Source organism: Leptolyngbya sp. Heron Island J (genome assembly GCF_000482245.1).
In the GTDB taxonomy this organism is placed as follows: domain Bacteria; phylum Cyanobacteriota; class Cyanobacteriia; order Phormidesmidales; family Phormidesmidaceae; genus Leptothoe.
Window position 1 is genome coordinate 1 of record NZ_AWNH01000011.1, and the last position, 14,524, is coordinate 14,524.

Here is a 14,524-nt window from a genome sequence, read left to right on the forward strand (position 1 = left end):
TGGTCAGCGTATTCTCACCTCTTCATCCAGCGATAATACCAGTTGGGTCTACAGCCAAGATGGCCAGGAACTCGCCACACTCCAGGGAATTTTGCCTAGCTTTAGTAATGATGGTCAGCGCATTCTCACCTATTCAGATGGCGACAATACCAGTTGGGTCTACAGTCAAGATGGTCAGGAGCTCGCCACACTCCAGGGGATTTTCCCCAGCTTTAGTAATGATGGTCAGCGCATTCTCATCTCTTCAGATAGCGATAACATTAGTTGGGTCTATAGCCGAGATGGTCAAGAACTCTTCCCTCTCCAGGGGCGTGACCCCAGCTTTAGTAACGATGGCCAGCGTATTCTCACCTCTTCAGACAGCGATCGCATCACCCGACTTTACGACGTCGATGGCAAGCTCCTAGCCGAATATCTCGGCTACGATGCCCGGTTTATTCCTGATCAACAGCATCTAATTGTGAGGTCAGCTACAAATGACTCGTTTGAAGTTTGGCCCATCGATAATGGTCTCGACGATCTGCTAGCCAGAGGGTGTAACTGGCTCCGCCACTACTTCGTAAACTTCCCCGAGCAAAAACCTGAGGTCTGCAATATTTTGGGACTTGGAGGTAAGCAATAGAACGGCAGAGCTGCGGCTAAATAATGTACTCGATTAATCCGGTTTCGACTTTGCGGTTCGGCTGGGCTGAAGCGATTGCACATAAATAAAATCCCAGACAAGAAATAGTTGAGCAAAATCCTCCCCTTAATAAGGGGAGGTGCCGCAGGCGGAGGGGGCTGCGATCGCTAGCGCTAGATGTCGAGACCCCTCCCTGACGGTTCCCCTTGCCAAGCTACGGTGTATACATAAGTCAGAGACAATGGCTGAAAGTATTAGCACTCGAGTTGGCTCTCTCCCTAAATCCCTCTCCCCCAGGGAGAGGGACTTTGACTCTGGCGCTCACTCTAAATCCTTCTCCTGCGGGAAGCAGGACTTTAGCAAATGACTATCAATTGCGGTGAGTACTGTTGGTAAATCGTCCAGAACGCTGGCATTGGCAAATCGTAAAACGGTCAAGCCGTTTGCCTGCATCCAAGCATCTCTTTCTGCATCTCGCTCAACCTGAGACTGATGAATAGCCCCGTCTAGCTCAATCACTAATTGAGCCTCATGACAGTAGAAATCAGCTTAGGCCATTATCTTTTAGATATGTATACACAGTAGAAGGGGGGACTTCCCTCAAAGTCCTTCTCCCTGGGGGAGAAGGATTTAGGATGAGGGCAAATACAGCGTCTGGAGCCACTTTTCAGGCTAGATCCCTAGATGTATGTACACGATAGCCTTGCCAAGGGGAACCAGATATCGCCAAGCTTCAAACCAGTTTCTTATTTTCATGCATATCCCTTAGCATCGGGCTATCTCCGTGGGGAGACGCTTCGCGTTAGGCTTGCCCATGCCCACAGGGCTATACGACTCCGCTCAGCCCTCAACTGTTTGCATCACAACTGTTTAGCTGCTCGCCCTTCAACTGTTCAGACTTCACTTTTTGGCTGATAGATCTGCTGGCTTCGACTGCGCTCAGCCAGCGGAGTCGAAGCCAGCAGCCTGTCAAATCTGTTAATCCACCCTGACCCGTTTGGTCATAATCGCCATCAGTTCGTTGGGTCGCCCGGTGGGCAAAGGTTTACTCCAGTCGTTGGGCTCAGCATAATTGAGCTTATGGAGCAGCGCGATGGTGTTACGGATAGCGATCAAACTGCCAAATAACGTGTGGTTCACGTTTTCGTATTGATGCTCGGGCAGCGGCAAGTTAGCAGGCGGAACATTGGACGCGCCTGCGCCCTGGCTATTGTCTTGAAACATGGGATCTGGTCTCCAAATAACAACGGTGGAGCCAGAACCCAATACCCAGCGGCTCCTAGAAGATTGTGCAAATCGGAGCGCTGAGCCATAATGACCAAAGCTTCCGGGATTGCTTGGAAATCCGGGAGGTTAGCTGTCAGTAGGTGTTCGCAGCACCTGCTGGCAGTGCCAAATATTGAGTTCTGAAGTCAGGCAGCAACAGATATCACAGCCCTGAAAAGAACATACGTCCTATGGATAGTAGTCGTCAAGTAAAAGATTATTACTTGTTTTAGTCTGACGGTAAGCCTCCCCTGAGCAACCCCGATTAAAAACGGACACCCTCCTAGGGGCAATCCCTTGTGGTTGACCTGGGATAGAAGATAGAAGTGCGATCGCTAAGCAACTCACTTAGGAAGAAAGTATTAGAATTTGGGGTTGGCCCTCACCCTAAATCCCTCTCCCTCAGGGAGAGGGACTTTGACTCTGACTCCCCTTCTCCCCCCGGGAGAAGGAGCTGGGGGATGAGGGCAAAAAGCTGAACGGTAATAAATTCTGATTCCTTAGCTTCTCTCGTGTGTGGTTCATCCAACCGCAAAATACTCAGGCGATTGCACAAAACTACAGTAAGTTTCACCTTCTTTTTCGATCAATCCATAAATCATGCCTGACGTAGAATGCCTGGCCGCACAGTGGCCATTTTTATCAATCAGAATAATTCCCCCCAACCCATCCACTTTTTGAACCAAGTAATCAATGCCAGCACTCACAGCTGCACGGGCATCTAACCTTTGAAAGTAGATAAAGTCAGAAACCATCTTACATAGAACAGTTCGCAGAAATTGTTCACCATAGCCTGTCGCCGATACCCCGCAGGTTTCATTATCTGCAAACACTCCAGCCCCAATCACAGGGCTATCGCCCACACGGCCCCAGCGTTTGTTCACAATGCCACCGGTTGATGTGGCTGCCGCCAGGTTGCCTTGTCGGTCTCGGGCCACTGCACCGATAGTTCCTAGTTTTTTAGGGGACGTGGCATTTTCGTGGTCAAGCATCATGCCGCCTAGTTTCTGAGCCTCGCGCCACTGTTGCACCCGAGACTCAACAAAAAAATAATCGTTCGGCATCAGGGGAAATCCGTGCAGCTGGGCAAACTCACGGGCTCCTTTACCAATGAGCATCACATGCTCGCTTTTGGTCAATACCTGGCGGGCCAATTGAATCGGATTCTTGATGGCGGTAAGACCAGCAACGGCTCCTGCATCCAGGGTGACACCGTCCATGATGGCCGCATCCATTTCGACCTCGCCATACTCATTCAGTACCGATCCTCTGCCGGCATTGTAGAGAGGATCGTCTTCTAGCCGGATAGCGCAGTACTCCACAGCATCTAACGCCGTTCCTCCATCTGCTAGGATTTGGCGACCCCCTTCCAAAATGCTGTACACACTATCCATAATTTCTGATTCTTTTCCCTCTCGTTTAATGTGGTCTAATGCGCCAGCACCACCATGGATAATAAGAGAGAATTTTTTGTTCATAACGTTAAAGACACATCGATGGGTTGGAGATCAACGCTATCACATCACTTGTCATCACCTCATAACTTTTTGGTTAACACAATGATGGGGTAAACGTTAGTAGTCATTTAATCAGAATCAAAACAATATCAATGGGACCGTGGAATAGTCGCTTCACTCCCAACTACTGATAATTGTTCATGAAACTACTGTGCATTACTGATCCCATCACTCACCCTGATTTTGATACGACGATTGGCCTCTATCAACTGTTTGCAGCCAATCCAGCGATTGAGTTTTTCCATGCTCCCGTATCTAGTATTGATGGCTCCAGCCAGTTTCAATCCGTACCCATTTCTGGACACCTCAGCAAAGAGGCCTTCTTCCAATTGGATAGACAGCCGCGTATTGCTCTACCTGCGTCCGAGTTAGATTTAATTTTCAACCGCGCTGATGAGCCGGTTCCAGCTGATTTTTTTGACCATCTCAGTCAATTGGAGACAACAGTACGGTTTGTTAATCAACCTTCTCAAGTTGCTTATACCCGACGAAAAGATTTTCTAGAATCCTATGGGCAAGCCTATTTACCGGACCATATTTTTTCCGCTGACTATGACGAGATTGAAGCCTTTTTCCAGCGGTTTAATCCCATAGTTGCCAAAATGAACGTAAGCTATGGCGGCAAGGGTGTTTACAAAATTTGGCAAGTGGGTGACACCGTTTTTACTGACAATATTCAGGAAGGGTGTTTGACGTATCCATCCCTGCGAGCGGCTATTGCCCACCTAAAACATATTGACTCCAGTAGTGACTATGAGTTTGTCCGCTTTCTGAAAAATATTGATGTAGGCGACAAACGAGTGTTGGTGGTCGATGGCGAAATCTATGGGGCGCTATTGCGTAAGGCGAAAACAGATACCTGGGTGCACAATATTACAGCTGGGGCTGCTTATTATACGGCACCTGTTACCGAGCGTGAGCGCATGATCATTGCAGAAACCTATGATCACTATAGCCGCCGAGGCGTGTATACCTTAGGTTACGATTTTCTAATGGATGATGATGGTGAGTGGATTTTAAGCGAAGTGAATGCTGGCAATATTGGCGGCTATGACTGGCTAGAAGAGATCACAGGTGATCCGATTTTGGAACGTCTGACTCAGCGGTTGTTTCAGTTGGCTAAACAGTCAATCAGGGCTCTGAATAGCTAGCATTTACCATCGCCGGTTGATATATGCACGTAAATTATTTTATAAATGGCAGCAAATCAAACTCTTGGCGAATATCTAAAAGAGAACGGTCAAGTAACGGCTCAAATTCGAGAAATGGCAATAGTTTTTGACGCCTGCGAGTCTTAAACCAGATCGGGATTAGTTCTACGATAACCCCAGGAAGCACTCTCAAAACTGCTCCATATAACCAAAGCATTCCCTTCTCTTTGATCATGTCTTCGTACATAACATCAACAGCAGGAGAGTTTCTCATTTTGAGATACACCTGAAACGTACACTCACTTGTCCACCAAAAGAGAGGTAGAATTTTGAGCTCATCGTACATTTCCGTATCGCACCCATAAATCACATGTCCTACGTCATGTGCTCGCAAGATTTTTCCGAAGTCTGAAGGTTGTGTTGACGGATCGGTGACCTGTGGATTGAGGGCATAGTACTCCTTTAAACCCTCTTGTAGGGTCTGGATGCTGTGCTTATCCATGTAGCAAGGCTTCTGACTCATACTATTACGATACGATACTGTATCGTAATAGTATAATAGCATCTATGAATAATTCTAGAAAAAAATCATCAGGAAGACCTCGTAGCGCAGAATCTCACCAGGCAATGCTGAAAGCCACACTAGAGCTTTTAGCGGAAGTTGGCTTTGAGAAGATGAGCATTGATGCGATCGCAACTCGTGGTGGAGTAGGGAAGACGACCATTTATAGGCGTTACAAGAGCAAAGATGAACTGGTTGCTGATGCTATTGAAAGTATGAGAGAAGAGGTTTTGATTCCTGATACAGGGAGCCTTTGGAGCGACATGGATGCACTGATTGAAAATGCGGCCCAAATAACCTTCACCCCACTTGGACGGCAGGCTGTTTCAATGATTATCAGTAGTGCAGCGAGCAATCCTGGGTTTGCTCAAATTTATTGGGAGAAATATCTACAACCACGACGCCAAGCCTTCGCAGTGGTTATTGAACGAGCAAAAGCAAGACATGAAATTGCAATGAGCCTGGATGCAGGCTTAGTTTTTGATACGATGAGCGGCATTATGCTCTATGCATTGATCTTCCCACCTAAAGAATCTTGGACAAGCTATATCCGCCATGCTCTAAGTTTGCTGCTCAAATGAGCGTTAACTAAATTATCTGATAGATAAACTATTCTCTATGGGCGTGCAAAAGTGATCAGAAGTTGTTATCAACGGCTTATCTAAATTGTGCGTCTGTTTGTACTGTTGCCCCTTTTTGCTCAGCGATAAACCCTGCAACGGCCTGCAGACCTTCAATGCGAGTGTTGCCACCAACCCCATGCATATGTGGATAAGTGGCCTCGAAGTCAAAGGCGATCTGTTCAGCTTCGTCCGCGTCAAGAATATTGTCTGCAATTGCTGTCGTCACAGCAGCATCAAGATGGGTGAGGCTTGCGCGCTGTGGGGCAATAAGATCCCTCAGCATAGCCTCGCGACCGTGACCAATATAGGCAATAGTCTCAGGGGGAAAGCGGGTTGCGATCGTGTCTAGCTGGATCAGCCATGATGCCAGGCTTTCTAGCGGAGCAGGAATAAAGCCATTGTTTAGTAAATCTCCTGCAAACAGTAGGCCATGGTCGGGCAGATAAATCAGCGAGGCTGCCTCTGATTCGCTAGCACCAAGCTCAATGATTTCGATAGTGACACCGCCAATATCAAGGATATCGCCATTGGCAATCACATTGTCAGGCAGGTTGTCAGAGATAACCGCCTGGGTTGGAAAGATGTCCCCATGTCTTGCTTTCCGCGCAGCATTGAATCCTCGGCTGTCTTCATTCATCGAGCGGATAGTTGTCGCAGATGCATAGACATCCGCCTCTGGAAAGGCGGACCGATAAACCGATAGGCCACCATAATGGTCGGTGTGAGCATGGGTGATGAAAATCGCCAGAACAGGCTGGTCAAGAGCCTGTATTTGTCGAACCGCCCGTTCTGCCTCCACGAGAGTTCGCAGTGTGTCAATGACGATGATGCCATCTGGCGCTTCGATCCAGTGGCTGTTTACAGTATCCACCAGCGCCGGTTGCGCGGCAAAAGTGTCGATTGTGATCGTAGGAGAAATCGCATCTGCTTGACGGCTATCCAGGCTAGTGTAGCCAATGAGAGCGAGTAAAGTAGCTATACAGAGAATGACGTTTGTGAGTCGGGCACGTTGTTTTTTGAGGGGGTTCATAGTGAAAACTCCTGAATTAGTTTCAAAACATTTTGGATGACGCCGCCGACTACGCGAGCAAAGGACAGACCCACTACTTCCATAAGAACAGTGTTGACATCATTGAATCTGGCTTGAGATAGAAGAGAGGTAGCGCTTGCTGTTGTCCCATGTAGTTCTCAGTGTGACGAGCTATATGATCTGTGAGCTGAATTTAACCTGAAAAAAAAATCATCGGTTAGCTCATAGCTCTCCTCGAGAGTCAACGTCCCTTTCCCTTAGGGAGAGGGATTTAGGGTGAGGGCCAACCCCGACTTCTAATACTTTCAGCCATTGTTTCTGACTTATGTATACACGGTAGCCCCCTGGGAGAGGACTGGGGTGAGGGCTATCCGAACATTAGCAAAGTTGAAACTGTTTGATTCCCATTCCTAAGTAGACATTTCTCAGCGGCCTCGTCGGGATGGCTACACACATTTTTCAAGATGTTGCTTCCTACACAGAGATTTTGCTCTTAGCAGAAGACGATGTGTCAGTTAGTTAGACTGTCCACTTGCCTCTTCGCAGTGAATATTAGACTGATAAAGTTACCTTCACAAAGGAACTTTTAAACAGCATCTCCAACGGACATCTTTGGTGTAGAGCATGTGTATTACACCTTGAAATTAAATACTCGCTTTAAAGTCCGAAAACCTTAAAAATAGGGTGTTCGATATTTGTATTCGTGCTGATAGGTTTTCTATCGCTCACGTTACCAGGGTTAATCTTCCACAGGACAGGATTTGTTCCTTTATTACTGGTTTGTCTATCTTGATCCTTGCCTAGCAAAACTAGCTTAGCTGAGATCTTGCACCTGGCAAGGAAGCATTAACCCACCTTGGACTCAAAGTCGCAAGGCTAACTGGCTCAAAACCGCTCAAGCGGTTAAAGAAGCCCTAAAAGCTCTATATTTGGAGCTGCTCAGCCAATCTTGTCCCTTGAGTGGACAGCCCTCAATTAGCGTTGGGTTTTGAACCCAACGTGGGTTTGAGCTTCACAACCAACCTTAGTGCAAGATCTGAGTTAGGCTACCGCGCTTAAATAATTCTCCCATTACCCCATCACTCATCCACCGTAAGCGTCTCCTGAGCGAAGTCGAAGGGGATGCTGGCTGGCAGTGTTGACTTCGACTTCGCTCAGCCAACGGTATCAGTGGGACAGTTACCATCCACCCATCTACAGCCTCAACCTGGGACTTTATTTTTGTTCAATCTCTTTAAGTTCACCTTGGTGACATCATAAAAATGGATATTGCAACAAGATTTTTAGTTGCATACTTGCTGGTTTTTATTGGCAGTATGCAAGCCGCTTTTGCCCATACTCCCCATGATGATATTCATGACGTAGAAATATCTCCAAATTACTCTCAAGATCAGACGCTATTCATTATTACTAGAGGGGTGTTATTAAAATCGCAAGATAGCGGCCAACAATGGCATAAAATCGTTAATGGCCTCAATAATAAGCACTCGTTAACGTCTGTAGATATCTCTGGTGAGGATGCAAATATTCTTTATGTATCCTCCAGAGGAGATGGTGTGTATAAGTCAGAGGACGGTGGCACGGCATGGTCAAAAGTTAATAAGGGCTTAAAAACCCTAGAAATTGATTTTGTTGAGATCTCTGATAATGCTCCCAATGTTATTTTTGCTGCGGGTATTGAAGGGGGACTGTACAAGACAGAGAATGGAGGAGAAACCTGGCGTCAAGTGCTTGCTGCTCCTGATGCTAAGATAACTGCAATTTCTTCTTTACCTGAAAACTCAAATCATTTGATGGCTGGTGATCAAATGGGTCGAGTGTTTATTTCCAATAATGACGGAGAAGATTGGGAACAACGCTTGGATATTCCTAATGCAGGGGGAATTACTGCCATAGAATTCTCGCCATATTTCGAATCTGATAATACTGTTTTCTTGGGAACTGAAAAGCTTGGGATATTTAAAGGAGAATTTCAGAAAGGTCCTAAAAAAATAGATCCACTTGTGGGAATTAGTGATGGTCTTCCCGAACAAGCGATTCAGTCTTTAATGCTCCATCCTGAAGATGATGGCGGCTATATGATCTTTTCATCTACGAGTAATAGTGGAGTCTTTATTTCAGAGGACTTAGGAGGAAATTGGGAAAATTACAGCCAAGGTCTCTCTAAAGACGACCAGGCAACTAAGTTTAACAGACCTCAGTTCAGCAACCTAGAGATGGCCAATTCTCTCGATACAGAGAGAAAAATTTATCTAGCTGGCTACGATGGCTTGTTTAGAACAGAGCTGCCTGAACAGAAATGGCGGCAATTAGATACTTTATCGTCAAACATTATTACTGGGATAGCGTTATCCCCAAACTATGAAAACGATTCTACGATTGCAGTTGCCACATATGTATCAGGAGTCTACATATCTCATGATGCAGGAACCACCTGGAAAAATGTAAGTAATGGCTTAGAAGATCTGCATAAGTACATTGCCCCAGGTAACAGCATTGCCCGTATGTTCAATATCGGTTTTTCGCCAGACTACGTCAATGATAGACATCTATTTACTGTAACAAGACATGGATTTTGGCATTCTAATAATGATGCTGAGAAATGGCGCAAAAGCTCACTAGACTTAGAAAACTTAGATCCACTCCACATGGTAATTTCCCCAAGCTATGGGAGTGATGGTGTCCTATTTGCTGGTAATTACAAGACAGGGGAAATATTTAAATCATCCAATATGGGCGTCAGTTTTCAGCCCATCGGTAGCATAAATTCTGGAATTAAATCTTTTCAAATATCACCGAATTTTTCGTCTGATAAAACACTATATGCGGGTGGTGGTCAAACAGTCTTCAAGTCCATTGATGAGGGCCGCTCTTGGGTTTCAGTAGGTGATTTTGAAGGCAATATAACCAGTTTAGCCATTTCTACTACTGATAAGATGCTTATTGCTGGAACGACCTCAGGTGCGTTCATATGGAAAGATCAAGGTAATAGCTGGTTAGAGTTAAATATAGATGGTGTGGATGCCCATGCCCAAATATCAGCTGTTTCTATATCACCCAGTGATGGGGAAAATCAGCTAATAATTCTGAGCATTCATGGAAAAGGATTATACAAATCTGAAGATAGAGGTGATAGTTTTTTCCCAATAGCAGATGAGCTGATTGACGCCAACTATCAACTGTCTGATTTTAGTCCTAACTTTTTTAACACTGGACAGCCAATTGTATTTTCACCTGCTTTTACTCAGGATAAAAAAATCTATGGGTATGCTGGAGAAAACGTATTGAAGTCCCAGGATGGGGGCAATACTTGGGAAGTTATTTCCTTGCCAGAAGATAGTAAAAAAAGTAACTTCAAGCGATTTCGATTCCGCCTTAGATTCTTATCGGCTTTTCTACAAGCCCAATTAGATAAAATATTTTGATTGTTCAAAGCTTTCTCGTAATGAGGTTTTAGTTGGCCTGACTGGTTCCTAAAAACGTTGAGTTGTGCTGGTCTACCTATAGCCATAAATAGGCTTATTTTTTGCCATTAAGTAGGTTGACCCAATTAGTTATCAGATCTTATAGAAGATTGAGTTCAACCACTTATGAGCTTTTTAAAAATAAAGCTCACTCCTGCTCAATTGTTAATAACTGTTTGATGTGCGAGGTGTAAGATGTCACTAAAAATTGATAGATTTTGTCTTATCATTGGGGCTATGAAAAGTGGAACAACCACATTATTTAGCTATCTGAATGAGCATCCTGAAATTGCTCGCAGTTATCCTAAAGAGCCAAACTTCTTTGCCAGCGATGAGAACTTTGCAAAGGGAATGACCTGGTATGAAAATCTATGGGATTTTAACCCTGAGGTACATAAATTGGCATTAGAAGGCTCAACTAACTACACTAAAGTCCCAAAATTTCCCAATGCGGCAGAAAGAATAGCCGCCATAGAAGGGGCCAGTTTTAAGTTTATTTATATCATGAGAAATCCTATCAAAAGGATAGAATCCCACTATGCCCATGTGATTTCTTCAAAAACCACCAAGGATAACTATACATATATACCGGGTTCAATCGAGCTTCGGCCCAATATGATCGACACATCTCGATATGCTATGCAAATTGAACAATATTATCAGCATTTTCCTAAAGATTCGATTCTATTGCTTGATTTTGAGGACTTGAAGAACAATCTGCAACAGCTCATGAATGAGGTTTGTAACTTCCTTGAAATTAATCCCGAGTTTAACTATTCATCCGTTCAGCCTGTCAACCAATCGAAAGGAAAAACGATTGACGGTCCCCTATGGAAGTATGTAGCACCTGCCGTTCACTACCTACCACAGACTCCCAAAAAGGTGGTTAGAAAGCTATGTAGTCAATCTTTATCTGTAAAGGAGAGACTTACCGAGGGTCAAAAAGAATTTATATTGAGAGAACTAAGGGATGATTTGTTAAAGCTAAATCAGGAGTTTGGATTTGATACGTCTAAATGGGGTATCTCTTTTTAGGTTGAAAGATATTTGTTTTATGGGTCAAGGATTGCAAGGGTGTTATTTTTCAAAGACACAGATAATGACGAGATCCCATTGCTTCAATTTGGTGTTCATATGGGCTGCTCCCGGTCGAGATTTTCGGCCTCACTTCTTGTTAGGAAAATGTTCTGATCAATAGTTGCCGATACCTTTGCGGCTTACTCAATCAGATTCAGTTAATCAGCTACATCAGTTTGTTCTAAGTACTCTATCGTTACTCTACAGCTAAAGCCTGCTTGATTTTAGCTTCGGCTTCATAAGCTGCTTTTCTAAGCTCCCCATGGTTTGATTGTTGTAGTCTTTCTAAAGCATTGGAAATCTCTTGATCGTCCGGATAAATCACTTGATCAAGGCTCTTGACAGTGAGAAGCTGCTGCTTAGGGGTTCCTTCACATAACTCACGCAATACAAAATCGTGATAAACACTTAAGTAATGATTGCTAAACTCAAGCGTATCTCGACACAGCGATCGCAATATCTGCCGTTCTCGTTCTCCATCAGGGATAAGATAGTTCCAATGATTTCGGCACTGTTCATATACTTGCTCAACCAGAGCGGTCCACTTGTCATTAATTTGTGTTTTATATAGCTGAGCTGCCTTGCCCTTGCTGTCGACATACTGCTTTGTCCGATAAGCTATCAGAGCCGTTGCTATCCAGCTTACAGTCGCAACCAGCCATTTACTACTAGGACGCTCAACACCATCAGAACCAGGAATCATTTGGCGCTCATAACCATAAAACTCTGCTTGAGCATCGGGGTGTTGTAAAGGAAAGATCAAAACCTTTGCCGAGCGTATAACTCTCAGAGATTCTTGAGGTGCCTTTATTGCCCACTGTATCCAGTCATCAGCAGTAAAAGTAGGAATCTTATTACGAATATCCTCGCCATAAAGAAACTGAGTAGAGTATTTGAAATTCAAGGCAGTTCCTGCCTGTTCAGCTCGATGAAGATAATACTCTGCTCCTAATTTGATTTCCAAAAGCACGGGGCTGATTAGTGCGCAGGACCGGCTTAAGCTCGACGCGGCCATTGCTTCTTCAGGACTGTTAAAGTTTTCCTTGAAGATGACATACATATCAAGGTCGCTATTGGTCACCGTACTTTGGTTTCCAAAGCTGCCTTCTAAATAATAGCCACGAATTCGTCTCGGAAAAACCTTCTCAAAGATACCGATCACACCCTGAAGAATCCGATTAATTTTGGGGTATTCGGTAAGATAAGCAAGCGTATACAGTTCATGGCCCATGGGACATTAATTTATTCATCTTGTTGCCCAGCCTAACCTATTGCCATTACCTCAGTAATCCCTGCAAGCCGCACCTCAACGGCCAGCTTAAAGAAACCGTCGGCCTCGTTGTTAGATAAACATTTTCAGGCTGTCTATTCCGCATTTGATCCTTTGCGATATTGGGCAGGGGTTATCCCCATGTGTTTACGAAACACACGAGTGAAGTGACTTTGATCAGCAAACCCAAGTTGGTAAGCAACGTCCGAAAGCAGACTGTTGGTGGTTTTAAGCATATCGCAGGCCATCGTAATTCTCACAGACTGAACGTATTGATACGGAGTCACACCTGTCTGCGCTTTAAAGATGCGACTAAATTTATGCGCATCTCTCCCAGCAACCTGTGCCAGAGTCGTAACTGTTAGCGGCGTCGAGATCTGCTCGCGAATAAATGATTCTAGCGTTTTCAAATTGATCGCTTCTGCCTGCACCGGCTCATGGGCAGCATCGCCAGCATATCGCACCAATAAACGCCCCAATAAAGCATCCACTAACCCCTCTGTCTGAATTTGGGTAAGGGTGTCTGGTTGCTCCAGGGCACGCCAAATACTCTTGGCATAGCTGGCACATTCTGGATCAGAAATGTAGGCTTGAGATCCCACACTCATGATATCGAAACAATCGATACGACTCCTTTGCTGAATCACATCAAGACGAGACTTATTAATGGCTAAAACAAGAACGGTGTGAGGGTCTGGTACATCCAGGTCATATGCTTCATTGAGAGGAGAGACGCCAATATGGCCTATACGTCTGGTGTCTATTTCGCGCCATTTAGGACCGATTCGCCAGCGAGCGGCGGTTGTACCTGCTAGGGTTAGGCCCAGCACAATATCGGCGGTTGCTGGCTCAGTGAAGCAGTGACCGCTCTGGTGGGACAAAATTGCATCGACTATGCCTGCCTGGTCTTGTCGCTTTACGCTGTAAAACTGGCTATATTCACTCGTTTCATAGAATTGAGCGTAGCGCTGCTGGTTCATCGCTTTTGTTCCAAAATCAAAAATGTTCAAGAATTTGGTTCATCCAGTACTGTAACGTTTCCTGGCAATAGCCTATCCACCCCCAGCAAGACAGCAACCTATTTGTATGCTTACTAGTGCCGCCCATTAGGATAAATCCTGTTGGCATCTAAACAGCTGGTGTCATCAGTCATTGACGTTTTTTTGACAAAAACGATACGTACCGTCTATAAATTATATGAGACGCATCGTTTCGTTATTTGAGTCATGTAAGTAGCGTTATGCAACCCCACATTCTTTTAATTAATATCCGGGCTGACCTTGTTCGTTCTCTAGACACCCAACTCTCTGCGCAGGGATATCGCGTCAGCCAGCTAGAGGACATTCCCGCTCCAGCTGTGGTGCAGCAGCTGCGTCCTGATCTGCTGGTGATGGTTTTACCGGAGGACAATAATCCTAATTTGGCTCCCTGTCGTCGTCTATCTCTTTCCCTCAACCAGATACCAATTATGTTGTTGGGAAAAGATAATCATAGCGATCGCATCGCCAGTCTAAACGTCTGCGCCAATGATTATTTGCCCATGCCCTTTGCCATGGAAGAATTTATGGCGCGGGTGCGAGCGAAACTGCGGCGAATTTCCTGGAAAAAAACAGACGAATTGTTTATTCTTGCTAATTTACATGTAGATGCCCGCGTCAGGGAAGTTCGTTATGGCGAACATGCGATTGATCTAACGGCTAAAGAGTTTGACCTGCTTAGGTATTTGATAGCTCATCCCCGACAAGTGATGACTGTTCAACAAATTTTGGATGAAATTTGGCCCGATTCTGTATTGAGCGATAGCAGAAATATTGTCCAAGTTTATGTAGGATCTCTACGTCGGAAACTTGGTAATGCAGCAGACCTACTGCAGACAGTGCGAGGCGTGGGCTATGTGTTAAAAGATCCGGCTACCGTCCAGGGTTAGCAAGCATACCTGGCT

12 protein-coding genes and 1 pseudogene are annotated in these 14,524 nt (G+C 45.1%); 6 read left to right on the plus strand and 7 right to left on the minus strand.

Annotated elements, in window-relative coordinates; all coding sequences use genetic code 11:
* Positions 1-622, plus strand: a 622-nt coding sequence (locus N836_RS0136910) for a WD40 repeat domain-containing protein (protein WP_031291444.1), incomplete at its 5' end; no start/stop codon positions are given.
* Positions 623-943: 321 nt separating this feature from the next.
* Here the strand turns inward: N836_RS0136910 and N836_RS42045 are convergent.
* From N836_RS42045 to N836_RS42055, 3 genes and pseudogenes are all read right to left on the minus strand, one after another.
* A pseudogene (locus tag N836_RS42045) lies at positions 944-1,156 on the minus strand (endonuclease domain-containing protein); the annotation flags it as partial.
* A 444-nt stretch (positions 1,157-1,600) separates the two neighbouring features.
* Positions 1,601-1,846, minus strand: a complete 246-nt coding sequence (locus tag N836_RS42050) for a hypothetical protein (protein ID WP_023070550.1) — start codon at positions 1,844-1,846, stop codon at positions 1,601-1,603.
* 563 nt (positions 1,847-2,409) lie between these two features.
* Complete coding sequence (locus N836_RS42055) at positions 2,410-3,366, minus strand: isoaspartyl peptidase/L-asparaginase family protein (RefSeq protein ID WP_023070551.1); 957 nt, start codon at positions 3,364-3,366, stop codon at positions 2,410-2,412.
* Positions 3,367-3,545: 179 nt separating this feature from the next.
* Between N836_RS42055 and N836_RS42060 the strand changes: the two genes are divergently transcribed.
* On the plus strand, positions 3,546-4,556 hold the full coding sequence (locus N836_RS42060) for an ATP-grasp domain-containing protein (RefSeq protein ID WP_023070552.1): 1,011 nt from the start codon (positions 3,546-3,548) through the stop codon (positions 4,554-4,556).
* Positions 4,557-4,590: 34 nt separating this feature from the next.
* Here the strand turns inward: N836_RS42060 and N836_RS42065 are convergent, their stop codons facing one another.
* Complete coding sequence (locus N836_RS42065) at positions 4,591-5,058, minus strand: hypothetical protein (RefSeq protein ID WP_023070553.1); 468 nt, start codon at positions 5,056-5,058, stop codon at positions 4,591-4,593.
* A gap of 65 nt (positions 5,059-5,123) precedes the next feature.
* On the opposite strand from N836_RS42065, the gene N836_RS42070 reads away from it, so the two are divergent.
* Entirely contained in the window at positions 5,124-5,699 is a 576-nt protein-coding gene (locus tag N836_RS42070) for a TetR/AcrR family transcriptional regulator (protein WP_031291448.1), read from the plus strand.
* 76 nt (positions 5,700-5,775) lie between these two features.
* On the opposite strand, the gene N836_RS72755 is transcribed toward N836_RS42070, so the two are convergent.
* Positions 5,776-6,771, minus strand: coding sequence for an MBL fold metallo-hydrolase (locus tag N836_RS72755; protein ID WP_023070555.1), 996 nt, complete (start codon positions 6,769-6,771; stop codon positions 5,776-5,778).
* Positions 6,772-8,033: 1,262 nt separating this feature from the next.
* Between N836_RS72755 and N836_RS42075 the strand changes: the two genes are divergently transcribed.
* On the plus strand, positions 8,034-10,196 hold the full coding sequence (locus tag N836_RS42075) for a WD40/YVTN/BNR-like repeat-containing protein (RefSeq protein ID WP_023070556.1): 2,163 nt from the start codon (positions 8,034-8,036) through the stop codon (positions 10,194-10,196).
* 234 nt (positions 10,197-10,430) lie between these two features.
* Positions 10,431-11,270, plus strand: coding sequence for a sulfotransferase family protein (locus N836_RS42080; RefSeq protein ID WP_023070557.1), 840 nt, complete (start codon positions 10,431-10,433; stop codon positions 11,268-11,270).
* A 238-nt stretch (positions 11,271-11,508) separates the two neighbouring features.
* On the opposite strand, the gene N836_RS42085 is transcribed toward N836_RS42080, so the two are convergent.
* On the minus strand, positions 11,509-12,543 hold the full coding sequence (locus tag N836_RS42085) for a hypothetical protein (RefSeq protein WP_023070558.1): 1,035 nt from the start codon (positions 12,541-12,543) through the stop codon (positions 11,509-11,511).
* A gap of 134 nt (positions 12,544-12,677) precedes the next feature.
* Positions 12,678-13,562, minus strand: coding sequence for a helix-turn-helix domain-containing protein (locus N836_RS72760; RefSeq protein WP_023070559.1), 885 nt, complete (start codon positions 13,560-13,562; stop codon positions 12,678-12,680).
* A gap of 260 nt (positions 13,563-13,822) precedes the next feature.
* On the opposite strand from N836_RS72760, the gene N836_RS42095 reads away from it, so the two are divergent.
* Positions 13,823-14,509 (plus strand): response regulator transcription factor, encoded by a 687-nt coding sequence (locus N836_RS42095; protein WP_023070560.1) that lies wholly within the window; start codon positions 13,823-13,825, stop codon positions 14,507-14,509.
* Positions 14,510-14,524 lie beyond the last annotated feature (15 nt).